Raw genomic sequence first — 23,662 nt, 5'->3', positions numbered from 1 at the left:
GACAGGCGTGAATGAAGTCGAGAGCTTGGTCGATACGCATAAAAAAATCCGAAACCCAACAAGGAGTTTCGGATTCTTACACAGCCTGAGGATCGGTCAATGGATCCTTAACTGATCGGCATTACCCCTTGGGGCGGCGTTTTTTTATGGCAAATCGGCTCAGGCTGGCCTGTGGCGCCTGTCCAGCCAGCCCTGGGCAAGGCCGACCAGCAGGCCTGCCAGGTGAGCCATGTTGGTGGTGGCTTTGGTTGCCGAGCCGTTGCCGGCAACCAGGCCTCACCCCGGCCTGTGGTGCCTGTCCAGCCAGCCCTGGGCAAGGCCGACCAGCAGGCCTGCCAGGTGAGCCATGTTGGCGGTGGGGGTACCGAGCATGTCCAAGAAGCCGAGCACCAGCCAGACCAGCATGAAGCCCATCAGGGCCGGCGGCATGGCGAGGCCGCAATCCGGTTGCAGCCTGGCTCGCAGCCAGCTGTAGCCGAGCAGGGCATAGACCACCCCGGAGAGGCCGCCAAAGCGCGGGCCGCTGGCAAAGAACTCGGCGATATTGGGCAGGGCAGCCCCGACGATGAGCAGGATGAACAGCTTGCCGCTGCCGAGGCGCTGCTCTATCTGGCCACCGAGATACCACCACCACAACAGGTTGAACACCAGGTGCACCACCGAGAAGTGGATGAAGGCCGGGGTGACGTAGCGCCAGGCCTGCCAGTCGGTGAACTGGGCCAGGGTGGGGTGGAAGGCGAGCTCGTCGAAGATGGGCAGGCCGATGGCATCCAGAGCGTAGATGGCCAGGCAGGCGATGATGACCACCAGGGTCAGGGGGCCCGCCTGGTGAAGGAAATCGGTGACCGGATCCGTCATCCCCTTGCTGTAGTCGATCCGGGCATCGGCATGGCCGGATTGCCAGGAGGCCTCCATGTAGCGGGGGTGATTGGGTTCGCTCAGGAAGCGTTTGACCTCCTGCTGGGCCTGGGCGAGGCGCCGTTCGTCCGCCAGCCAGACCGAGACGCCGAGCTCGGACTGGGTCAGCTCGCACGGAATGCCCAGGGTGGCGAGATAATCCACCAGCGCCTGGGCCATGCGGGCGTCGCCCAGTACCAGCAGCTGGATCATGCCGGTCGAGGAGGAACGACCCGCCTCTGTCATGCGTCCCCCGCCTGGATGGGGAACTCCCTGCGCCAGGCCTCGAAACCGCCATCCAGGCTATAGACCTCGTCATAGCCTTGTTGCAGCAGGTACTGGGCCGCCCCCTGGCTGCTGTTGCCGTGATAGCACATCACGATGACGGGGGTATCGAAGTCCACCTCGTTCATAAAGCGAACCAGGGTGCCGTTGGTGAGGTGGAAGGCGCCGACCGCGTGGGCCGTCTCGAAGGATTGGGGATCGCGAATGTCCACGAGACGGGCTTCGCCTGCGCTCAGCTTCTGGTGGGCATCATGGGCGCTGATATGGGCAAACTGGTCCATTGAGATGTCCTGAAAATGGAGGGTTGAAGGGCAGTTTACCGCAAGCGGCGGTTTGCGCTAAGTGTGCAATGGGGGCGGCATCCAGGGGATCGCAATTTTCTTCAATATCGGGCCGCCCGGGCCGGGTAGGCTCGGACTTCCCTCAATTGAACGAGCATCATCCATGGAATTCAGTCTGCTGTTATCCATGGCCGGGTTTGCCCTGGCCATGTCCATCTCCCCGGGGCCGGTCAATCTGGTCGCCCTTGGCACCGGCGCCCGGTACGGTTTCACGGCCAGCCTGCGCCACGTGGTGGGGGCCACCCTCGGCTTCATCCTGCTGCTCCTGCTGATGGGGCTGGGTCTTGGCGGCGCCCTGTCCCGCTGGCCTGTGGCGCTGGGGGCCATTCACTGGGGCGGCGTGCTCTTTCTCGGCTGGATGGCCTGGCAGTTGCTGGTGGACAGCGGCGAGGTGGAGGAAGTGGAGGGCGTACCCCCCGCCTTCTGGTACGGGGCCCTGATGCAGTGGCTCAATCCCAAGGCCTGGCTTGCCGCCAGCATGGGGATGGGAGCCTATGGGATCGCGGGCGGCATGAGCCAGATCGCCCTCTTTACCGGCATCTATCTGGTGATCTGCCTCGGCTCCATCGCCTGCTGGGCCTATGCGGGCAGTCGATTGCAGGGGTGGCTGGTCTCTCCTCGCCGGTTGCGCTGGTTCAATCGGGCCATGGCGCTCTTGCTGCTGCTCAGCGCCGCCTATCTGGTGCGCTCGTCCTGAGGGGCGAGCTGCGCTCTGTACTGGCCCGGGGTGGCTGCCACCCGGCGTTTGAACTGGCGCTGGAAGTGGGCCTGATCGGCAAAACCGCTGGCAAGGGCCACTTCCGCCAGGGGCTGCCCCTGGCGCAGCAGGGTGCGGGCGTGGCGAATGCGCTGATCGAGCAGGTAGGCGTGGGGCGTCATGCCGTAATGGCGGCTGAAGGCGCGCACGAAGTGGGAAGGGGTAAGCCCGGCCACCGCACTCAGCTGTGCCAGGGTGAGGGCGCAGGCACTCTCGTCCTGCATCAGCTCGGCGGCTCGCTGCAGGTGCTGGGGAGGGCGGTCATCCCACTTGGCCGGGGTGAGCCTGGCCAGAAGCTGGCGGCTGAAGAGGTGGCAGGCCACTTCGCGAGCCAGGGGATCCGGCTCCTCCACCAGTTGCCGATGAAGCCGGCAGAGTCCCTGGTAGAGCAGGGGATCCCGGCTTGCGGTCATGTCGAAGGGGCGAAACGCGTTGCCGAGCCCGGCCTCCTCCTGCTGGCGCTGCAACCAGAGGTTGTCGATGTAGAACATCAGATAGGACCAGGGCTGGTCCGCGACGGGATTGCAGGCGTGCACCTCTTCCGGGTTCATCAGCACCAGGCTGCCGCGGCCGACCTCTTGCAGGCTGCGCTGGTTGAGGTAGTGGCTGTGGCCGCCGGTGATGGCGCCGATGGAGAAGTGGGGGTGGCTGTGCTTGTCGTAGCAGACGCGCCGGCCATCCTGCACCGCCCGCGCCTCGATGAAGGGCAGGGCGGGATCGTGCCAGAAGTGGTGCTGATCCTGCGTCGCCCGCGCACGGCTCACAATGTGCTCCTCGGCGGGGGGCTGTTCCCCTGCCGGGCTCGGGGAGCGCGGCAGGGGAAGGGTGACGATGGTTGCTGCATCCTCAGCCGCCGAGATAGGCCTGGCGGACGGCGGGGTTGGCCAGAAGGGCCTCTCCCGTGTCTTGCAGCACCACCCGGCCGTTCTCCAGCACATAGCCGCGATCCGCCAGCTTGAGCGCCTGGTTCGCGTTCTGCTCCACCAGGAAGATGGTCATCCCCTTCTGGCGCAGTTGCTCTATGGTGTCGAAGATCTGTTGGATGACGATGGGCGCGAGTCCCAGGGAGGGTTCATCCAGCAGCAGCAGGCGCGGCTTGCTCATCAGGGCGCGGCCGATGGCCAGCATCTGCTGCTCGCCGCCGGACATGGTGCCTGCCCGCTGCTCCAGCCGCTCGTGCAGGCGGGGGAACAGGGTAAAAATCTGATCCAGCAGGCCGCGCTGCTCCGCCTTGTCGACGAAGAAGGCCCCCATCAGCAGGTTCTCCTCCACCGTGAGGCGGGCGAAGATGCGGCGCCCCTCTGGCACCACGGCGATGTCCTTGCGCATGATGCGGGCGGTGGTGAGGGAGTCTATCTGCTCCCCCTCGAACCAGATGGAACCGCTGCTGGGCTTGGGCTCGCCACACAGGGTCATCAGCAGAGTGGTCTTGCCGGCGCCGTTGGCGCCGATCAGGGTGACGATTTCCCCCTCTTTCACCTCGACGCTGACGTCGTGCAGCGCCTGAATTTTGCCGTAGTGGGTCGATACGTTGCGAAGTTCTAACATCTTTTTGTCCTTACGACTCGCCCAGATAGGCCTTGATCACCGCCGGATTGCTGCGGATTTCGTCCGGTTTGCCGTGGGCCAGCGGGGTGCCCTGGTTGACCACGAAGATGCGGTTGGAGATCTCCATCACCAGCTTCATGTCGTGCTCGATCAGCAGCACCGAGACCCCGAACTCGTCCCTCAGGTTGGAGATGAGCTCGTTGAGCTCGTCGGTCTCCTTGGGGTTGAGGCCTGCGGCCGGTTCATCCAGCATCAGCAGTTCGGGCCGGGTCGCCATGCAGCGGGCGATCTCGAGGCGGCGCTGCTGGCCGTAAGCCAGGTTGCCCGCGGCGCGGTTGGCGAGATCCTTGAGGCCCACCTTTTCCAGCCAGAAGGCGGACTGCTCCAGCCCCTCTTTCTCGGCACGGCGGAAGGAGGGGGTCTTGAACAGGCCGGCGATGAAGCCGGTATTGAGATGCCTGTGCTGGGCCACCAGCAGGTTTTCTACCGCTGTCATCTCCTTGAACAGGCGCACGTGCTGGAAAGTCCGCACTATGCCCTTGCGGGCGATGAGGTGGCCGGGCAACCCCTGGATCTCCTCACCCTTGTAGCGAATGACACCGCCACTCGGGCGATAGAAGCCGGTCAGGCAGTTGAAGATGGTGGTCTTGCCCGCCCCGTTGGGGCCTATGATGGAGATCACCTCCCCCTTTTCCACATCCAGCTTGACGCCGTTGACCGCGAGCAGCCCGCCAAAGCGCATCGACAGATCTGAGACATCCAACAATGGTTGATTGTTGCTCATTTACGCAGCTCCATATGGGGTCGACTCATGGGCAGCAGTCCCTGCGGCCGCCAGATCATCATGAATACCATCAAGAGACCGAACATCAGCATGCGATATTCGTTGAACTCGCGGGCGAGCTCCGGCAGCACCGTCATCACGATGGCAGCCAGCACCACCCCGATCTGGGATCCCATGCCCCCCAGCACTACAATCGCAAGGACGATGGCCGACTCGATGAAGACGAAGGATTCCGGGCTAATGAAGCCCTGGCGGGAGGCGAAGAAACTGCCGGCAAAGCCCGCGAAGCAGGCGCCTATGGTGAAGGCGGTCAGCTTGATGATGGTGGGGTTGAGCCCCAGGGACTTACAGGCGATCTCGTCTTCCCGCAGCGCCTCCCAGGCACGGCCGAGCGGCATGCGCAGCAGGCGGTTGATGACGAACAGGGTCGCCACTACCAGCACCAGGGCCATCAGGTAGAGGAAGATCACCTTGTGGTTGGCGTTGTAGGCGATGCCGAAGAAGTCGTGGAAGGTGCCAAAGCCCCCGTCCTTGACGGTGCGGTTGAACTCGAGCCCCCCCAGAGTCGGTTTCGGAATGCCGGAGATCCCGTTCGGACCGCCGGTCAGGGTGGTCATGTTGTTGAGCAGGATGCGGATGATCTCGCCAAAGCCCAGGGTGACGATGGCCAGGTAGTCCCCCCGCAGCCGCAGCACCGGGAACCCGAGCAGGAAGCCGAAGGTGGCCGCCAGCAGACCGGCGATGGGCAGACACTCCCAGAAGCTCAGACCGAAGTAGGTGTTGAGCAGGGCGTAGCTGTAGGCGCCGACCGCATAGAAGCCGACGTAGCCGAGGTCGAGCAGACCGGCGAGGCCCACCACCACGTTCAGTCCCAGCCCCAGCATGATGTAAATCAGGGTGAGGGTGGCCAGATCGATGGCGCCGCGAGAGGCCATGAAGGGCCAGCTCACCGCAAACAGCAGCACCAGCACGGCGGTGAGGTTATAGAGCTTGGGGGCCTCTTCGGGGCTTGGCAGCACCAGCTTGGTGAAGCCGACGGAGAAGCCGCTGATGGAAGCCTGGAACAGCCGGCTTATCTGGCCGCGCAGCATCTGGAACCAGAAGACGATGGTGGCGCCCCCCAGCAGCCAGGCCAGCGACACATCGAGGCGGCTCACCACCAGCAGGCGGGAGCCATCGGTCTCCAGCTTGAAGCCGAGCAGCCAGAAGGAGAGCACCAGCAGCACCAGGCTGGCGATGCAGGCATGGATAAATTGACGTTTCATCAGACTTTCTCCACTTCCGGACGGCCGAGAATGCCAGTGATGGTCATGAACAGCAGCACGAGGGCATGCATAGATTGGTTTTTCATACCTTCTCGACCTCCGGACGACCCAGGATGCCGGTGGGCATGAAGAGCAACACGAAGATGAGCAGGGCGAACGCCATCACATCCTTGTACTCGGTGCTGAGATAGCCCGCGGTGAGCGCTTCCACCACGCCGAGCAGCAGGCCGCCCAGTACGGCACCGGGAATGCTGCCGATGCCGCCCAATACCGCGGCAGTGAAGGCCTTCAAGCCCGCCATGAAGCCGAGATAGGGGTTGATGACACCGTAGTACATGCCGAGCAGCACCCCCGCGACGGCGGCCAGGGCGGCCCCCAGCACGAAGGTGATGGAGATGACCACGTGGGTGTCTATCCCTAACAGGTTGGCCATCTTGATGTCTTCGGAACAGGCACGGCAGGCACGCCCCATGCGGGAGCGGCCGATGAACTGGGTCAACGCCAGCATGGTGACGAAGGTCACCACGAAGATGATGAGCTGCATGTAGGAGAGGCTGGCCTGGAAGCCATCCTCGCCGCCGAGGGTCCAGCCCCCGGAGATCAGAGTGGGCATGGCGATGTCACGCGAGCCCTGGGCCATCCGCATCATGTTCTGCAGGAAGATCGACATGCCGATGGCGGAGATGAGGGGGATCAGGCGGTTGCCGCCCCGCAGTGGACGATAGGCCACCCGCTCTATGGACCAGCCATAGCTGCCGGTGATGATGATGCTGACCAGGAAGGCGCCCCCCAGCAGCAGCACGGTGCTGTCGATGCCCATCATCATGAGCCCGGCCATCACCATGAAGGCGACATAGGAGCCGATCATGTAGACCTCGCCGTGGGCGAAGTTGATCATGCCGATGATGCCGTAGACCATGGTGTAGCCGATGGCGATCAACGCATAGGTGCTGCCTATGGTCAATCCGTTCAGCAACTGCTGAACCAGATAAAGAAGGTGTTCGGACATACCGCGTTCCCTGTGTACTTGCCCGCAAAGAAAGGAGGGGTGACTCACGTCACCCCGACCGGCAGATTATTTGAGTTGAGTGGAGGTACCGTCGGCGTGCCACTGGAACACACCGAATTCGAAGCCTTTCAGGTCACCGTTCGGCGCCCAGGTCAGGGGGCCCATCACGGTGTCGATCGGTGCGGCCTTGATGGCGGCAGCGACGGCAGCCGGATCATCCTCGCCCGCCTTGGCGATACCGGCCGCCAGGGCCTGCATGGCGGCGTAGGTGGTCCAGACGAACGGACCGGAGGAGTCCTGACCCTTGGCCTTGAACGCTTCTACGATGGGGGCGTTGGCCGGCACCAGGTCATATTTGTTCGGCAGGGTCACCAGCAGGCCTTCGGAAGCCGGGCCGCCGATGGCGGAGATGTCCTTGTTGCCCACGCCTTCCGGACCCATGAACTTGGCCTTCAGACCCTTCTCGCCAGCCTGGCGCAGGATCAGACCCAGCTCCGGGTGGTAGCCGCCGTAGTAGACGAAGTCGACGTTCTCTTTTTGCAGCTTGGCGATCAGGGCGGAGAAGTCCTTGTCGCCGGCGGTGATGCCCTCATAGGCAACGACCTTGACGCCTGCCTTGTCCAGCGCGGCTTTCACGCTGGAGGCGATGCCTTCGCCGTACTGTTTCTTGTCGTGGATGACGGCCACGCGCTGGGGTTTGACCTGCTCGATGATGTACTTGGCGGCGGTCGGGCCCTGGTCGCTGTCCAGACCGATGGTACGCAGGGTCAGCTGGTAACCGCGCTCGGTGATCTTGGGGTTGGTGGAGGCGGGGGTGACCATCAGGACCCCTTCATCTTCATAGATGTCGGAGGCGGGCAGGGTGTTGTCGGAGCAGAGGTGGCCGACCACGAACTTGACGCCGTCGTTGATCACCTTGTTGGCGATGGCCACGGCCTGCTTGGGATCGCAGGCATCGTCATAGATGACGGCTTCGATCTGCTTGCCCTTAATGCCGCCCGCCTTGTTGATCTGCTCGACCGCCATCTTGCCGCCGGTGAACTGCATGTCACCGTACTGGGCGACCGGGCCGGTCAGGGGGCCGGCAATGCCGATCTTGATGGTATCGGCCGCATTGGCCATGGAAACTGATCCAAACAGAGCCAAAGAAACCGCTGCTCTGACTGCCATTTTGCTGAAGTTATGCATTGATTCGTCCCTTAATCAGTGAATTGTTTCATTTTATGCACGTCATTCCGAGCCTGTGTCCCGCCAGCCCGGCGATAGATAAGGTTCTATCATTCCTCGCCGGGCAATAACAAGATGTTAAAGATACTAACCGGAGCAGGCGCGAGAGGGGTTTTGTGAAACTAACACGCAGTTTATTGCTGTTTATTGGAGTTTAATGTCGCTGTGATGGTGCAACATACAGTTAACAAATTGTCATGGTGACAATTTCCAGAGTAAAAAACTGACGATATTTCATTCTGCGTCCGCTCTCATTTTGACCAAAATCCGTTTGCGCAAAAAGAAATGACCGCATAGATTAGCCAGCATTGATAATTCACTGGCAGCGCCCGTTAAAACCAAGCCTTTATTCGGGAAATCTGCTACTGTTCCGCCTTTGTTATTCAGGAGACAGAGATGGCAACTATCAAGGATGTCGCCTCGCGCGCAGGCGTATCCATCTCCACCGTCTCACATGTACTCAATCACACCCGTCGGGTCAGCGAAGACGCAACCCAGAAAGTGCTTGAGGCGGTGGCAGAGCTGAACTACGCGCCCAACTCGGTGGCGCGCAGTCTCAAGATCAATTCGACCAAGACCATTGGCATGCTGGTGACCACCAGTGCCAACCCCTTCTTCGCGGAAGTGGTACAGGGGGTGGAAGCCTACTGCTTCGAGCAGGGTTACAGCCTGATCCTGTGCAACACCGAGAACCAGCCGCCCCGCCAGCAGCACTATCTGCGCATGCTGATGGAGAAGCGGGTCGACGGTCTGCTGGTGCTGGGGACCGATATCGACACCCAGTTCAGGGACATGCTGCGTATCCACAAAAACGTGCCGCAAGTGGTGCTGGACTGGGGCAACGAGTGCGATTTCGCCAACGTGATCAACGACAACGCCCGCATCGGCGCGCGTCTGGCGGTGCGCCATCTGCTGGAGCAGGGCCACACCAACATCGTCTGCATCACCGGCCATCTCGCCAAGCCGACCACCCAGCAACGGCTGGACGGGGTGCGCGATGCCCTGGCTGAACAGGGGATGACCCTGAAAGAAGAGCAGATCTTCGAAGGGGACTACGAGAGCCAGAGCGGCTTCGATGCCATGCAGCGCATCCTGGCCCTCACCCCTCGCCCGACCGCGGTCTTTGCCTTCGACGATCCCATGGCCATCGGTGCCATCTGCGCCGCCTGGGAGGCCGGGGTCAAGGTGCCGGACGATATCTCCATGATCGGCTATGACGATGTGGAGATGGCGCGCTTCTCCAGCCCGCCGCTCACCACCATCCGCCACCCCAAGGCCGAGCTCGGTCTGCTGGCGGTGCAACAACTGGTGAGCCGGATCCGCAACAAGGAGCTGGAAGTGGAGTCCATGACGGTGCAGCCCGAGCTCATTGTCCGCCGCTCGGTCAAGTCCCTGCGCTGACGGCGCCACGGGTGCCATGAACAAGAAACCCCCTCGCCAGCGAGGGGGTTTCTGTTTTTGGGCCCCTCTCGAATCTGGGGGCGTCAGGCCTTGAGGCCGAGCCGCCTGGCGAGGCGGTGCAGGTTGCCGCCGTCCAGATCCAGCGCCCGGGCGGTGGCGGCCCAGTTGCCGTCATGGGCCGTCAGGGTCTGCTCGATGAGCTGGCGCTGGAACAGATCGGTGGCGGCGCGAAGGCCAAGGTCGGCAATGGCCGGGGAGGCGGGCTGGCTGACGGTGTCGGCGGGCAGGGATGAGCCCGTCGGTCCCAGGTTGAAGTGGTGGGGTTCCAGGGTCGGCGAGGGGCTCCCCTGTTCGGCCCTGGCCAGCACGGCGGCGCGGTGGATGGCGTGCTCCAGCTCCCGCACGTTGCCGGGCCAGTCGTGGCGCTCGAGCAGTTGCAGCGCTTGTGGCTGGATACGCAGCCGCTCCAGCCCCAGGCCGAGCCGGCAGCGCTCGCAAAAGTAACCGGCCAGCAGGGGAATGTCGCCTGGGCGTTCCCGCAGTGCCGGGGCGTGGATCGGGAAGACGCTCAGCCGGTGGTAGAGGTCGGCCCGAAACTGCCCCTCGACCACCGCCTGCTTCAGATCCCGGTTGGTGGCCGCCAGGATACGCACATTCACCTTGAGCGGGGTGTCGTCACCGATCCGCTGCAGATCGCCGTATTGCAGCACCCGCAGCAGCTTGGCCTGCAGCGCCAGGGAGAGCTCCCCTATCTCGTCGAGAAACAGGGTGCCCTTGTCCGCGAGCTCGAACTTGCCCGCCCGATTGTGGATGGCGCCGGTGAAGGCCCCCTTCACGTGACCGAACAGCTCGCTCTCGGCCACGGATTCGGGCAGGGCGGCGCAGTTGAGGTAGACCAGCGGGGCCTTGGCACGCTGGGAACCGCCATGCACCGCCTTGGCGATCAGCTCCTTGCCGACCCCCGTCTCCCCCAAAATCAGCACGTTCAGCTCCGAGCTTGCCACCACGTCTATCTCGTGGCGCAACCGGGCCATGGCGGGGGAGTGGCCTATCATCTCCGGCTGCTCAGGGCCGGGCCGGGTGCCGGGGACCAGGGGCTCGCTGCTCTGGCGGGCGAGCCGCTCCAGCAGCAGGGCGTTGTCGAGGGCGGCGGCGGCCAGGGCCCCCACCAGACGCAGCTCCTCGTCGCTGATGCCGTCGAACTGGGCCGGGTTCATGCCGTCTATGGTCAGGGCGCCGATCAGCGCCTGATCCGAGAAGAGCGGCAGGCCGACGCAGGCGTGCACCTTGAAGTCGTCGTGATCCGGCAGCAGGCCGTCATAGGGGTCGGGCAGGGCGCTGTCGGCAGGGAAGCGCACCACATCCCCGGCGCGGGCGATGGCCTCGAGGCGCGGGTGATCCTTGAGGGCGAAGCGGCGCCCCAGCACGTCCTGCATCAGGCCGTCGATGGCCAGCGGGATGAACTGGCCCCCCTCGTAGCGCAGCAGGGCCGAGGCATCCGATTTCAGCAGGCTGCGCACGCTCTGGATCAGACGGTGGAAGCGGTCCTGATGGGAGATGCCGAGTTGCAGGTCGAGGGCGATGCGCGCCAGGCTGTCGGTCGAGATCACGATAATTGTCCAAATGACAGTGTGTTTGTGATTTTGACTATAAAGGTCTGGTGTCTTAATGACAACGAGAGATATGCTAAGCCATTAAAAACAATGGGTTACAATTTGGCACGTCCGCTGCAATAGCTGGTTCAGTTGAACATCCACTATTGCATTCGAGGAACTGCCTGATGAGCATTCACGTCAAGAACAACATCCACTGGGTCGGCCAACGGGACTGGGAGGTACGCGACTTCCACGGCACCGAGTACAAGACCCACAAGGGCACCAGCTACAACAGCTACCTCATCCGCGAAGGGAAAAACGTGCTGATCGACACCGTCGATCACAAGTTCAGCCGGGAGTTCGTGCAGAACCTGGCGGCCGAGATCGATCTCGCCGCCATCGACTACGTGGTGATCAACCACGCCGAGGAGGATCACGCCGGCGCCCTGACCGAGCTGATGGCCCGTATCCCCGGCACCCCCATCTACTGTACCCACAACGCCATCGACTCCATCACCGGCCATCATCACCACCCGGAGTGGAACTTCCACCCGGTCAAGACCGGTGACAGCCTGGACATCGGCAACGGCAAGCAGCTGGTATTCATCGAGACCCCCATGCTGCACTGGCCCGACAGCATGATGACCTACATGACCGAGGATGCGGTGCTCTTCTCCAACGACGCCTTCGGCCAGCACTACTGCGACGAGCACCTGTTCAATGACGAGGTGGACCAGACCGAGCTGATGGAGCAGTGCCAGCGCTACTACGCCAACATCCTCACCCCCTTCAGCCCCCTGGTGACCGCCAAGATCAAGGAGGTGCTCGGCTTCAACCTGCCGGTGAGCATGGTGGCCACCTCCCACGGCATCGTCTGGCGCGAGGACCCCACCCAGATCATCCTGAAATACCTGGAGTGGGCCGACCACTATCAGGAAGATCGCATCACTCTCTTCTACGACTCCATGTCCAACAACACCCGCATGATGGCGGACGCCATCGCCCAGGGCATCCACGAGGTGGACCCGGGCGTGGCGGTGAAGATCTACAACGTGGCCCGCCACGACAAGAACGAGATCCTGACCCAGGTGTTCCGCTCCAAGGGGATACTGGTGGGCTCCTCCACCATGAACAACGTCATGATGCCCAAGGTGGCGGGCATGCTCGAAGAGATCACCGGCCTGCGTTTTCGCAACAAGCGTGCCTCGGCCTTCGGCAGCTACGGCTGGACCGGCGGTGCGGTGGACCGGATCCAGACCCGATTGATGGATGCAGGTTTCGACATCAGCCTCTCACTCAAGGGCAAGTGGCGCCCGGATGGCTCGGCGCTGGCCGAATGCCGCGAGCATGGCCGCCAGCTCGCCCGTCAGTGGGCGTTACACCCGCTGGACGCACCCCGCCCGATCACCGCTACTCATGCGGCGGTGGTACCCGTCCCCGCGATGCCTGCTGTTGAGCCGCAAGCCGCAGCGGCCGCCGCCGAATGGGACGATGATCAGGCCATGCTCTGCACCGTCTGCCAGTGGGTCTATGACCCGGCGCTGGGTGAGCCGGATCAGCTGGTGGCGCCGGGCACCCCCTGGGCCCAGGTACCTGACAGCTTCCTCTGCCCGGGTTGCGGCATCGGCAAGGAGGTATTTGAACCCTGCGCCGTGGAGGTCTGTGTATGAGCGCAGCAACGCAGAGTGACGCCGGCATCAGCCGGGAGATAGTGGTGATCGGCAGCGGCTTCGCCGCCCAGCAGCTGGTCAAGAGCCTGCGCAAACTTAACGCCGAGCAGCCCATCCGCCTCATCACCGCCGACAGCGGCGATGAGTACAACAAGCCGGACTTGAGCCACGTGGTGAGTCGGGGCTGCCCTGCCGCAGCCATGACCCGCCAGAGCGGCAGCGATTTTGCCGAGCAGCAGCGCATCGCGCTGCTGCCCCACTGCCCGGTGCATGGCATCGACCCTGCCCGGCGGTTGGTGCTGACCGCACGAGGGGAATTCCCCTACGGCCAGCTGGTGCTGGCCACCGGGGCGAGCGCGGCGCGCCCCGATCTGCCGGGCAGCGAATCCCTGGTCACCCTCAACAGCCAGCAGGAGTACGCCGCCATCGAGGCGCAACTGCGCCAGGCCCGCCGCATCCTGGTGCTGGGGGCGGGGCTCATCGGCTGCGAGCTGGCGATGGACATGGCGAGCGATGGCCGCGAGGTCACCCTGCTGGATCTGGCCGACAGCCCGCTAAGCGCCCTGCTGCCCGCCACTCTGACCCAGCCGCTGCAACAGGCGCTGCGCAGCCAGAGGGTCAGCCTGCAGTTCGGGACAGGTCTCGCCAGGATAGATGCCCAGCCGGGGGATGGCTGGCGCGTCACCCTGAGTGACGGGCGCGTCAGCGAGCAGGATCTGGTGATCGCCGCCATCGGCCTGAGGCCGAATCTGGCCCTGGCCCGGGGGGCCGGGCTGGCAGTGGAGCGCGGCATCCTGGTCGATGATCGGCTGCAGACCAGCGATCCCCATATCTTCGCCCTGGGGGATTGCGTGCAGTGGCAGGGCCAGCTGCTCCCCTTCCTGCAACCCATCGTGCTGGGGGCCAATGCGCTGGCGCGCACCCTGCTCGGCACGCCGACCCCGCTGACCCTGCCCCCCATGCTGGTGAAGGTGAAGACGCCGCGCTACCCGCTGCAACTGGCTGGCCGCACCCGGGGCGAGGATCTTGCCTGGCAGTGCCGCTGGAACAGTCACGGCATGGTGGCCGAGGCGCACGGCGAAGATGGCAAGCTGTGCGGCTTCGTGGTGGGTGGGGATCAGATGAGTGCCGCCTTCCCGCTGCTGCGCCAGCTGCCCCGTTAACCCCTTTCATTGCACCGGCCGGGTCGACCCGGCCACTCAAGGAGAACCGATATGGCCATGCAACTGATCCCGTCTCACTGGGTGGTGCGTCGCTCCACCCCCTTCTTCACCCGCGAGAATGTGCCCCAGGCCCTGCTCACCCACCACAACACCGCGGCCGGCGTGTTTGGCCAACTCTGCGTGATGGAAGGCACCGTCACCTATCACGGCTTTGCCGATGAGCAGGCCGAAGAGCCCGAGATCACCCTTGTGATCCGGGCCGGGGAGTTTGCCACCAGCCCGCCCCAGTACTGGCACAGGGTCGAGCTGTCGGAGGATGCCCGCTTCAACATCCACTTCTGGGCCGAGCAGGCCGAATCCGACCAGCCGCTGTTCCACAGCCGCAAATAACGGGGTTTAAGGCTGAGGGGGCGGAGCGGGCAAATGCCCCCTCTGCCCATGCAGATCAAAATCATCAACTCAGATGTTGGTTATCCTGCCCCCTCGATTCGGATGAGCACTGTGAGGGAAGCATGAGCCTGTTGGAAGCCCTGACCATGACCTCGGGTCTGGTCTATCTGGTTCTGTTGTTGTGGCAGGGCCGCAGCGGTTGGGGCTGGACTCTCTCTCTGCTGTTGGCCGCCGCGCTCTGGCTGCTGGTGGCGGATTCGGTACTCTGGCTCGCACTGGGGCTGGTGGCCACGACCCTGGCGCTCTGGCTGCGCTATCGCCCCCTACTCATGCTGGCCCACATAGACAGTCAACGTCTCAGAACGGCCACCAGGCAGCTATTGTTGCTGTGTTGGGTGTTGGTGGCGGTTCAATATGTTGTTCATATCGGACAGTTGGGGCTGGGGATGACCCCCTGGCTGGTGCGCCCCGACGTGGTGGACGGTTTCCTGCCCATCGCAGGTGGTCTCGGGCTGCGGGCCTGGCTCGGGCAGGGGCTGACGGACCCCCATCACCCGGCGGCCACCGTCACCGTGCTGGTGCTTTCCCTGTCGGCCCTGCTGCTGGGTCGGGCGTTTTGTGCCTGGTTCTGCCCGCTCGGGCTGGTGGGGGAGTGGCTGCACGGCCTGCGCTCGCGCCTGTTGCCGGGGGAGTGGACCCCGCCGCGCTGGCTCGATGCCGTGTTGCGCGGGCAGAAGTTTCTGGTGCTCGGCTTTCTGCTCTTCATCATATTGCTGGCGGTACCCGCCGCCGCCCTGTCCGGCTACCTCGCCAGCCCCTACCATCAGGCGGCGGACATGAAGATGGGGGCCTTCTTCTTCAACCTGACCCTGATCTCGGGCCTGTGCCTTGGCTGGGTGCTGCTGCTCACCGCTACCTTTCGGCAAGGGTTCTGCCGCTACCTCTGCCCCTATGGCGCCTGGTTCGCCCTGCTCGGCCTGCTGACCCCATTGCGCATTCGCCGCGACCCGGACCGCTGCCTGCGAAGTGCGGGCCACGATTGTGACAAGTGCAGCCGGGCCTGCCCCTCGCGCATCCAGGTGCACCAGCTCATCGCGGTGCAGAGCCTCGAGTGCACCAGTTGCCAGAGCTGCGTGGCCGCTTGCCCCAAGCGGGCCGATGCCCTGCATCTTGGCACGCGAGGGCGCCGGCTCGCCCCTCGACAGCTGCTGGGGCTGCTCTGCCTGTTGCTGCTGGTGTTGCCGCTGCTCTCCTATGGCTTGCTGGATCTCTGGGTCAGCCAGACACCGATCCCTGACCGCTACGAGTTGTTGCAGCGGCTGCCCTGGCTGAGCCACTGAGGGGGGAAAGGGCAAAAGGTGGATGATGGGGGGATCTTTCGGATTGGCGATAATAAGCTGTATAAAAATCCCCCGCCAAATTGTTAGCGCCATCCCACTTTGCTCATATTGCAATTGATCATATAGCGCTCCCCACCATAATGGGTGCTGTTATTTGGCGTTGTTAATATCAATTGGATGAGCAACAACATGAATATCAAGGTCAGCTATCCCAAGTGGTTTACCCTGGACCATAAGATCGCGTTCTTCTTCCCGCTGTAATTCCCCGCGGCGGCGCGGCATGCCTGCCATGCCACGAGCCCGCCTCCATTCCTGAACTGAAATAGCTGCACCCGTCTTCGCCTGTTTATTCTGGCGAGGCGATGTCGTGCACCCATTTCCCAATATTTCCCACCTGCCGGACATTTTATTTTCGGCGGGGGAAGAGACTCATTCTAAATATTTAAATCTGGGGTGTTTATATTATGGAAAACTTCAAGCATCTGCCCGAACCCTTCCGTATTCGTGTCATCGAGCCGGTCAAGCGCACCACCCGTGCCTATCGGGAAGAGGCCATTGTCCGGGCGGGCATGAACCCCTTCCTGCTGGACAGCGAAGACGTCTTCATCGACCTGCTGACCGACAGCGGCACCGGCGCCATCACCCAGGACATGCAGGCCGCCATGCTGCGCGGTGACGAGGCCTACAGCGGCAGCCGCAGCTACTATGCCCTGCAACAGGCGGTGCAGGAGATCTTCGGCTACTCCCTGACCATCCCCACTCATCAGGGGCGCGGCGCCGAGCAGATTTACATCCCCGTGCTCATCAAGAAGCGGGAGCAGGAGAAGGGGCTGGATCGCAAGAAGATGGTGGCCCTCTCCAACTACTTCTTCGACACCACCCAGGGCCACACCCAGATCAACTGCTGCGTGGCGAAGAACGTCTACACCAGGGAAGCGTTCGATACCTCGGTCACCGCCGACTTCAAAGGCAACTTCGATCTGGTGAAGCTGGAAGAGGCCATCCTGGAGGCGGGCCCCGCCAACGTGCCCTACATCGTCAGCACCATCACCTGCAACTCCGCCGGGGGGCAGCCGGTCTCCATTGCCAACCTGAAGGCGGTGTACGAGATCGCCAGAAAGTACGACATCCCCGTCATCATGGACTCCGCCCGCTTCGCCGAGAACGCCTACTTCATCCAGCAGCGGGAGCCCGGCTACGCGAACTGGACCATCGAGGAGATCACCAGGGAGTCCTACAAGTACGCCGACGGCCTCGCCATGTCGGCGAAGAAGGATGCCATGGTGCAGATGGGGGGGCTGCTGTGCTTCAAGGATGACAGCATGCTGGACGTCTACACCGAGTGCCGCACCCTGTGCGTGGTGCAGGAGGGCTTCCCGACCTATGGCGGCCTGGAAGGGGGCGCCATGGAGCGCCTGGCGGTGGGCCTGCGGGACGGCATGCGCCAGGACTGGCTGGCCTATCGCATCGGCCAGGTGCAGTACCTGGTGGACGGGCTGGAGGCCATCGGCGTGGTGTGCCAGCAGGCAGGGGGCCATGCGGCCTTCGTGGATGCGGGCAAGCTGCTGCCCCACATCCCGGCGGATCAGTTCCCGGCCCACGCCCTGGCCTGCGAGCTCTACAAGGTCGCCGGCATCCGGGCGGTGGAGATAGGTTCCCTGCTGCTGGGGCGCGACCCCGCCACCGGCAAGCAGCACCCCTGCCCGGCGGAGCTGCTGCGCCTGACCATCCCCCGTGCCACCTATACCCAGACCCACATGGACTTTGTCATCGAGGCCTTCGGCGAGGTGAAGAAGAACGCCCACCGGGTGAAGGGGCTGGACTTCATTTACGAGCCGGCGGTGCTGCGCCACTTCACCGCCAGACTGAAAGAGGTCGAGCATAACGACCCGTCAGCCGGCAAGACGCAGAAAAAATTGATAGAAGCATAACGAGTCAGGGGCACAGATTTTTCTGTGCCCTTTTTTTTCACTGCTCTGTGAAAGATGTGGAGTGACACACATGACATCAACACCGTCCGTCATTGGAGGGGCCTGCATCATTGCCAGCGTCTGTGTCGGTGCTGGCATGCTGGGGCTGCCGAGCGCGGGAGCCGGGGCCTGGACCAGCTGGTCAACCCTCGCCATCATTCTTACCATGGTCGTCATGACGGTTTCAGGCTGGATGCTGCTGGAAGCCCTGAAACCCTACGCATTGACTGCCTCCTTCAACTCGGTGACCAAGGATCTGCTCGGTCACAGGATCAATCTCTTCAACAACCTCACCGTCTATTTCGTGGGCGGCATTTTGCTCTATGCCTACATCACCTCGTCGGGCCTCATCCTGGGCGGCCTGCTGGGCATCAATAGCCAGCTGGCCTCGGTGCTGTTCGTGCTGGTGTTCTCCTGGTTCGTCTGGCATTCGACCCGGGCGGTGGACAGGATTTCGGTCGTCCTGATCGTTTTTATGGTGCTGAGCTTCGTGTTCGGGGTCTCCGGGCTTGCCAGCAAGGTCGACACCGCCAAGCTGTTCAACTCCTTTGCCGAGGAGCTGGGCCGCGCCCCCTATGCCCTGGCCATGTTGCCGGTGGCGCTCACCTCGTTTGGCTACCACCACTCGGTGGCCTCCATGCGCGCCTATTACGGCGAGGAGCAGAAAGCCAGGCAGGCGATCCTGGGGGGAACCCTGATCGCCCTGGCCCTCTATCTGCTGTGGCTGCTCAGCATCTTCGGCAACCTGCCTCGCTCCGCCTTCGGCCCCGTCATCGCCAAGGGGGGCGACGTGGATGTGCTGCTATGGGCGCTGGCCTCGGTGATCGAGTCCAGGCAGGTCTCCCAGGCCATCAACCTCTTCTCCATGGCGGCCATCCTCTCCTCCTTCATCGGGGTGGGGCTCGGGGTGTTCGACTATCTGGCGGATCTGTTCCGGTTCGACAACAGCCGCCGGGGGCGGGCCAAATCCTGGGCGGTGACCTTCCTGCCCCCCCTGGCGCTCTCCCTGATGTTCCCGTTCGGCTTCGTGGTGGCCATCGGCTATGCCGGGGCCGCGGCGACCGTCTGGGCCTGCATCATCCCGGCCCTGCTGGCGAAGAAGTCCCGGGAGCTGGCCCCGGACGAGGCGGGGTTCAAGGCCCCCGGCGGCCAGCCCATGGTGGTGGCCGTCATCGTCTTCGGGGTGCTTACCGCCATCTTCCACCTGATGGCCATGGCGGGTCTGCTGCCCGTCTACACCGGCTGACCCTGGTGTGCTGAACCTGGCCCCATCCCGAACATATTCCACGGATGGGGCGCAGGATCCGGCCCGTTTCCCCCCATTTCCCCTCCGGATTTGATACCCGAAGGCATGCAGGGTAAAGTCCCCCGGCGCCAGCAGTGGCGAACGCAGGAGAAGCACGGCGGTGTGCCGTGACCAGTCGACAATCCGTTTGGGGGAGTAATGGAACAGAAACCATCGTTGGTGGGCGGGGCATGCATCATTGCCGGCGTCTGTGTGGGGGCCGGCATGCTGGGGCTGCCGAGTGCGGGGGCAGGCGCCTGGACCCTCTGGTCCATGCTCGCGGTGGCACTGACCATGGTGGTGATGACGGTCTCCGGCTGGATGCTGCTGGAGTCCTATCGGGGCTATCCCCTGCGCGTCTCCTTCGATACCGTGACCCGGGATCTGCTGGGGGAGAGGGTCAACGCCCTCAACAATCTCAGCGTTTATTTCGTCGGCGGCATCCTGCTCTATGCCTACATCACCTCGGCCGGTCTCATCATCGACGGTATGACGGGGATGGGCAGCCAGTGGGCGTCCGTGCTCTTTACCCTGGCCTTCTCCCTGCTGGTGTGGCACTCCACCCGGGCGGTGGACCGCATCTCGGTGTTGCTGGTGATCCTGATGGGGCTGAGCTTTGCCTTCGGCATCTCGGGCCTGTCGATGAACGTGCGCCTCGATTTGCTGCTGGACCGGGTGGGCAGCGAAGTGAGCTACGCTCCCTATGCCCTGGTGATGCTGCCGGTGGCGCTCACCTCGTTCGGCTACCACCATTCGGTCTCCTCCATGCGCGCCTACTACGGTGAAGAGCGTCGCGCCAGCCGCGCCATTCTGGGGGGCACCCTGATCGCGCTCGCGTTTTACCTCATCTGGCTGGTGAGCGTCTTTGGCAACCTGCCCCGCAGCGAGTTCGGCCCGGTGATCGCGGAGGGGGGCAACGTGGATGCCCTGCTCAAGGCTCTCGGCTCGGTGATCGAGTCCAAGGCGGTGGCCAGCGCCCTCAACGCCTTCTCCATGGCGGCCATCCTCTCCTCCTTCATCGGGGTGGGGCTCGGGGTGTTCGACTACCTGGCGGATCTGTTCAAGTTCGACAACAGCCGGGGTGGCCGCGCCAAGTCCTGGGCGGTGACCTTCCTGCCGCCCCTGGTGCTCTCCTTGCTGTTCCCGTTCGGCTTCCTGGTGGCCATCGGCTATGCGGGCGCCGTAGCGACCCTGTGGACCTGCATCATCCCGCCCCTGCTGGCCTGGAAGGTGCGGGCGGCGCGGCGTGAAGACGGTGGCGAGGGCTTCCGCGCCCCCGGCGGCCTCTTCATGATCGTCCTGGTGATCCTGTTCGGCGTGCTGACCGCCGCCTTCCACCTGCTCAACATGGTGGACCTGCTGCCCGCCTACAAGGGCTGAGCCGTTACCCGGGTCGCAGTGCCAGCACACAATGACAAAGAAGGAGCCTCATGGGCTCCTTCTTGCTTGTCACACAGGCAATATTGGCGTCGGTTACTGAATGCCGACCGACAGGGAGTGGGGGACCTTGGCGCCTTTACGGGCGGTGGCGCGCATCTGGTAGACCTGGATCAGGTACTTGCCCGACTTGGGCAGGGTGCCTTGCCATTTTGTGTCCACGTTGCCGCCGCCCAGTGCCTCGGCCTGACCCGGGATGGCGCCCGGTGCGAAGACGTTGAAGTTGGCATTGGTGCTGCCGGTGATGGCGACCGTCATGGTCTGGCCTTCTTTGGCGCCCAGGGTGTAGTTGATGGTGTCATAACCGGAGAAGGTGCCGTCAACCTTGGCGCTGTGCGCGCCTTTGGCGAAGTGCACCGGCACCGTGGTCACCTTGTCTGCCGCCTGAACCGAGGCCGCCATCATCATGGCCAGCAAGGCGGCCGTTACTGCTTTTTTCATTATCTATTGCTCCTGTGATCGGGCCCTGGCACGGGCCTCGAGGGGAAGATATGCCTGAACGATGACGGGACTCCATCGAAATGATGGGGCGGTCGGAGCGGGGGATGTTGCAAGATTTGGGGTATGCACAGACGGACATGGTGCCTTTTGGCCGCAAGCCAGATGAACACAAGGTTGATGGGGTTTTATATGGCGAGTTCCCTGATACAGGGGGCGTTTTTGTCAACGTGGTGTTGACGAACAGGGTGCCCGCTGCGGCCATGAGTCTGCGACAGAATTGATCGCCCCGGGTCTCCTGCATGGTCAGGGCGCGGGAAGGCGTGCGGAAAAAGAGGACGTTAAGGTTGGCTGGTGCCCTCAGTCGCCATGGCCTGCTGCTCATAGCGCGCCACCGTGCCGTCCTGCTTCATTTGCCGGATCACGCCGGCAAGGGGGGCCAGCAGATCCTGATGCCGTTCGTGCAGATAGACGTAAGAATCGGCCAGCTCCATCACCCCGGCGGAGTAGATGCCGGCATAGCCCGGGTCCTGGCGCGTCAGGGCGGCCAGGGCCTGGCTGGCAATCAGGGTCTGCTCCACATAGAGGTCACTGCGCCCCTTGAGCAGCTTGCCCATCCCCTGCTCGGCGGTGGCGATGGCAAAGAGCCGGTCCGGTGCCACCACCTTGCCCAGCTTCATCTCCGGCAGCTTGGCGCCACGGCGAAACTCGACCCGATAACCGGTGCCCTGCAGGCTGTGCCACCCCTGCAGCTGGATCCCGGGCTGGTGGGCATAGGCCTGATAGGAGACGGCGAAATGGGGCTCGGGCACGCGCTGGAGGGTGCGGGTCTGCTGCTGGTAGCTGGCGGCGCGGTGGATCTCGCCATCGACCTGTCCCTGCTCTGCCAGCAGGGGGGCCCGTCCCCCGGGGTAGCCCTGGTACTGGAAGTCATAGCCCAGGCGGGCGAACGCATCCCGATAGATGAGATCGAGCCAGCGACCATAGGGGGACTCCCTGGTTTCAAGGGAGCTTACCAGTGTGATGTTGCCCCTGCCTTGCGCCCCCCATACCTGGAAGGCCAGCAGCAAGAGCAGTGAAAGAGCGAAGAAGCGGTATCCTGAAACCTGCGCCATGGTGTCCCTGTCAGAGCGGTGGTTGCAAAGGGTGACAGTCCTATCCTAGCCCAGGGGGTTGCCCGGTCCAGCGCTTTCTGCCGTCCGCCCGTGGATACCCTCCGGGCCGCCTTGCCCGAATGAACGACAACAAAGGGAGATAGCCAGCGCCGCTCACAGGCTGGCGAAATCCACCTCGGGCAGGGTTTCGAAGCCGGGGCGGGCAAACAGATAGCCCTGCATCAGGCTGACGCCCATCTCCCGCAGGCAGGCCATCTCGTCGCGGGTCTCGACCCCTTCCGCCAGCGGGGTGATCTGCAACTCCGTAAACAGCGCCAGACAGTGGCGAACGATGGCCTGACGGATCGGGTCCTGGTCGATGCCGCGCAGCAGGTGCATATCGAGTTTGATGATGTCGGGGCGAAAATCGGCCAGCAGGCTCAGGCCCGAGTAACCGGCGCCAAAGTCGTCGATCGCCGTCTTGAAGCCCAGGGCCTGATAGTGATCCACGATGCCGCGAATATGGCGGTTGTCCTGCACCTGCTCCACCTCGGTGAACTCGAACATGATCTGCTCGATGGGAAAGAGATGCTCGCGGGCCGCCTGCAACGTGGTGCGGATGCAGCGCTCCGGGCGATAGACCGCATTGGGCAGGAAGTTGATGCTCAGCATCCCCTTCATCCCGAGCCGTGCCGCCAGCGCGATGGCCTTGATCCGGCACAGCTGGTCGAAGCGGTAGCGGTTGCCGTCGTTGACCCGGGCAATCACGCCCTGCGCCGGCTCGTTGTTGAGCCCTCGTACCAGCGCCTCGTAGCCGAAGATGGTGCGCTTGCTGCAATCGACGATGGGCTGAAAAGCCATGGTGAAGTCGAAATCGAGATCTGCTTTCTCCTGACACAGCTGGCAGATGGCGGGGGACGGGGCGGCAGGTATATCCATGACTCTCCTCTCGGGGCGTGGCGGCGCTGGGGACTGACTCAAATGATAACAGCTCGGCTCTGTCAGCAGGGTAATTTCCCGGTAATACGCAGCCACTCCCCCTGAGGTACCAAACGTTACCCCGTTTTCTGCAAGATATACGGCAAGGACTGGCGCGGATGGCCTCGCTTGTTTGCCAGAGATCGGCCGATGCCCCGCAGGCACCCGTAATCGCCGCTGGTGGCCGCCAACTCAGCCAAGGCTGTCGGTATAAACAGAATTTATGGGTTTTCGGATAATGGCCTAATTTTTACTTATACACACTTGTAGTGTGCCCTGATGCCGCAGTTTGGCCCATCCACGGCTCGCAAAGGGCAATGGCCGATCTTGATCAACCGGCATAGAGCGCCAGCCACCGCCCTGTAGGTTCGATTAGCGCAGCGTAATCGGACGAACGAGAGGTTTTGGTTGTGGCCGTGCAACAGAGGCGGCCAGCCGGAGGGGAAATTCGGCTGGCGGTTATGGTGGGAGAATTGATTTACGCGAACATCCGATGATGTCTGAAGGTTAATCGAACATACGAGCTATCCCCAATCCTCTAATTGAAGCTTTTATTTATATCCATTATTAGAAAGTCAATTAGATAGATTCCATGTAGTAATTTCTCAACATTAAGGAATTCATCCCTTGGATTTATCTCACTGCTTAATGCCTTCGTGTTCAGGGCCGACGCATGATCATTCTCTGCACAAGTTGATCAAGTCTCGATCAGTTGAACGGCTCCAAGTACGATTTTAATTGTACCTTGCGTTGCCAAGCTGTAAATAGTCGAGATCTTAACCAACTGT

General features: G+C 63.0%; 23 protein-coding genes. 11 read left to right on the top strand and 12 right to left on the bottom strand.

Features of this window, described 5'->3' with window-relative positions; genetic code table 11:
- Positions 1–276 precede the first annotated feature (276 nt).
- Positions 277–1,110, bottom strand: a complete 834-nt coding sequence (glpG, locus tag HKD46_RS18655) for a rhomboid family intramembrane serine protease GlpG (RefSeq protein ID WP_045522602.1) — start codon at positions 1,108–1,110, stop codon at positions 277–279.
- Positions 1,111–1,139: 29 nt separating this feature from the next.
- Complete coding sequence (gene glpE / locus HKD46_RS18650) at positions 1,140–1,463, bottom strand: thiosulfate sulfurtransferase GlpE (protein ID WP_005307320.1); 324 nt, start codon at positions 1,461–1,463, stop codon at positions 1,140–1,142.
- A gap of 163 nt (positions 1,464–1,626) precedes the next feature.
- Between glpE and HKD46_RS18645 the strand changes: the two genes are divergently transcribed.
- A complete protein-coding gene (locus tag HKD46_RS18645) occupies positions 1,627–2,220 on the top strand; it encodes a LysE family translocator (RefSeq protein WP_010672378.1) in 594 nt (197 codons plus the stop codon).
- Here the strand turns inward: HKD46_RS18645 and HKD46_RS18640 are convergent.
- The 6 genes from HKD46_RS18640 to HKD46_RS18615 form a co-directional block, all read right to left on the bottom strand.
- A complete protein-coding gene (locus tag HKD46_RS18640) occupies positions 2,199–3,044 on the bottom strand; it encodes an AraC family transcriptional regulator (RefSeq protein WP_041214153.1) in 846 nt (281 codons plus the stop codon). The genes HKD46_RS18645 and HKD46_RS18640 overlap by 22 nt on opposite strands.
- A gap of 82 nt (positions 3,045–3,126) precedes the next feature.
- Complete coding sequence (locus HKD46_RS18635; RefSeq protein WP_010672380.1) at positions 3,127–3,828, bottom strand: ABC transporter ATP-binding protein; 702 nt, start codon at positions 3,826–3,828, stop codon at positions 3,127–3,129.
- A 10-nt stretch (positions 3,829–3,838) separates the two neighbouring features.
- Entirely contained in the window at positions 3,839–4,612 is a 774-nt protein-coding gene (gene livG / locus HKD46_RS18630) for a high-affinity branched-chain amino acid ABC transporter ATP-binding protein LivG (RefSeq protein WP_010672381.1), read from the bottom strand.
- Entirely contained in the window at positions 4,609–5,877 is a 1,269-nt protein-coding gene (locus tag HKD46_RS18625; protein WP_039041002.1) for a high-affinity branched-chain amino acid ABC transporter permease LivM, read from the bottom strand. The genes livG and HKD46_RS18625 overlap by 4 nt, the downstream gene beginning before the upstream one ends.
- Positions 5,878–5,959: 82 nt before the next feature.
- The gene (livH, locus tag HKD46_RS18620) at positions 5,960–6,886 is read right to left on the bottom strand and encodes a high-affinity branched-chain amino acid ABC transporter permease LivH (protein WP_010672383.1); all 927 of its coding nucleotides are present in this window, start codon (positions 6,884–6,886) and stop codon (positions 5,960–5,962) included.
- A gap of 66 nt (positions 6,887–6,952) precedes the next feature.
- On the bottom strand, positions 6,953–8,074 hold the full coding sequence (locus HKD46_RS18615; protein ID WP_039041003.1) for a branched-chain amino acid ABC transporter substrate-binding protein: 1,122 nt from the start codon (positions 8,072–8,074) through the stop codon (positions 6,953–6,955).
- 435 nt (positions 8,075–8,509) lie between these two features.
- Here HKD46_RS18615 and HKD46_RS18610 point away from each other — a divergent pair, with 435 nt between their 5' ends.
- Positions 8,510–9,514 carry a substrate-binding domain-containing protein gene (locus HKD46_RS18610; protein WP_010672385.1) on the top strand — a complete coding sequence of 335 codons (1,005 nt, stop codon included), beginning with the start codon at positions 8,510–8,512 and terminating at the stop codon, positions 9,512–9,514.
- A gap of 83 nt (positions 9,515–9,597) precedes the next feature.
- Here HKD46_RS18610 and norR read toward each other — a convergent pair whose 3' ends face one another.
- Entirely contained in the window at positions 9,598–11,124 is a 1,527-nt protein-coding gene (gene norR / locus HKD46_RS18605) for a nitric oxide reductase transcriptional regulator NorR (RefSeq protein WP_171865792.1), read from the bottom strand.
- A gap of 170 nt (positions 11,125–11,294) precedes the next feature.
- On the opposite strand from norR, the gene norV reads away from it, so the two are divergent.
- From norV to HKD46_RS18565, 8 genes are all read left to right on the top strand, one after another.
- The gene (gene norV / locus HKD46_RS18600) at positions 11,295–12,779 is read left to right on the top strand and encodes an anaerobic nitric oxide reductase flavorubredoxin (RefSeq protein ID WP_171865791.1); all 1,485 of its coding nucleotides are present in this window, start codon (positions 11,295–11,297) and stop codon (positions 12,777–12,779) included.
- Positions 12,776–13,942: an NADH:flavorubredoxin reductase NorW gene (gene norW, locus HKD46_RS18595; protein ID WP_171865790.1), complete on the top strand. Its 1,167-nt coding sequence runs from the start codon at positions 12,776–12,778 to the stop codon at positions 13,940–13,942. The genes norV and norW overlap by 4 nt, the downstream gene beginning before the upstream one ends.
- Positions 13,943–13,993: 51 nt before the next feature.
- Complete coding sequence (locus HKD46_RS18590; RefSeq protein WP_171865789.1) at positions 13,994–14,332, top strand: DUF1971 domain-containing protein; 339 nt, start codon at positions 13,994–13,996, stop codon at positions 14,330–14,332.
- A gap of 122 nt (positions 14,333–14,454) precedes the next feature.
- On the top strand, positions 14,455–15,672 hold the full coding sequence (locus tag HKD46_RS18585) for a 4Fe-4S binding protein (protein ID WP_171865788.1): 1,218 nt from the start codon (positions 14,455–14,457) through the stop codon (positions 15,670–15,672).
- Positions 15,673–15,849: 177 nt separating this feature from the next.
- Positions 15,850–15,933 (top strand): tryptophanase leader peptide, encoded by an 84-nt coding sequence (gene tnaC / locus HKD46_RS21645; protein WP_069652909.1) that lies wholly within the window; start codon positions 15,850–15,852, stop codon positions 15,931–15,933.
- A 203-nt stretch (positions 15,934–16,136) separates the two neighbouring features.
- Positions 16,137–17,603, top strand: a complete 1,467-nt coding sequence (gene tnaA / locus HKD46_RS18575; protein WP_010672391.1) for a tryptophanase — start codon at positions 16,137–16,139, stop codon at positions 17,601–17,603.
- A gap of 70 nt (positions 17,604–17,673) precedes the next feature.
- Positions 17,674–18,888, top strand: coding sequence for an aromatic amino acid transporter (locus tag HKD46_RS18570; protein WP_171865787.1), 1,215 nt, complete (start codon positions 17,674–17,676; stop codon positions 18,886–18,888).
- Positions 18,889–19,086: 198 nt separating this feature from the next.
- Positions 19,087–20,307, top strand: coding sequence for an aromatic amino acid transporter (locus tag HKD46_RS18565; RefSeq protein ID WP_171865786.1), 1,221 nt, complete (start codon positions 19,087–19,089; stop codon positions 20,305–20,307).
- A 93-nt stretch (positions 20,308–20,400) separates the two neighbouring features.
- Here the strand turns inward: HKD46_RS18565 and HKD46_RS18560 are convergent, their stop codons facing one another.
- Positions 20,401–20,805: a hypothetical protein gene (locus HKD46_RS18560; protein ID WP_010672394.1), complete on the bottom strand. Its 405-nt coding sequence runs from the start codon at positions 20,803–20,805 to the stop codon at positions 20,401–20,403.
- 104 nt (positions 20,806–20,909) lie between these two features.
- On the opposite strand from HKD46_RS18560, the gene HKD46_RS18555 reads away from it, so the two are divergent.
- Entirely contained in the window at positions 20,910–21,086 is a 177-nt protein-coding gene (locus HKD46_RS18555; RefSeq protein WP_154676073.1) for a hypothetical protein, read from the top strand.
- 57 nt (positions 21,087–21,143) lie between these two features.
- Here HKD46_RS18555 and HKD46_RS18550 read toward each other — a convergent pair whose 3' ends face one another.
- A complete protein-coding gene (locus HKD46_RS18550) occupies positions 21,144–21,917 on the bottom strand; it encodes a hypothetical protein (RefSeq protein WP_128297065.1) in 774 nt (257 codons plus the stop codon).
- A gap of 153 nt (positions 21,918–22,070) precedes the next feature.
- The gene (locus HKD46_RS18545; protein WP_171865785.1) at positions 22,071–22,835 is read right to left on the bottom strand and encodes an EAL domain-containing protein; all 765 of its coding nucleotides are present in this window, start codon (positions 22,833–22,835) and stop codon (positions 22,071–22,073) included.
- Positions 22,836–23,662: the final 827 nt, after the last annotated feature.

Source organism: Aeromonas sp. TW 6 (assembly GCF_013168745.1).
Lineage (GTDB): Bacteria > Pseudomonadota > Gammaproteobacteria > Enterobacterales > Aeromonadaceae > Aeromonas > Aeromonas caviae.
The sequence above is the reverse complement of the archived record's forward strand: the minus strand, read 5'-3'. Positions and strand labels throughout refer to the sequence as shown.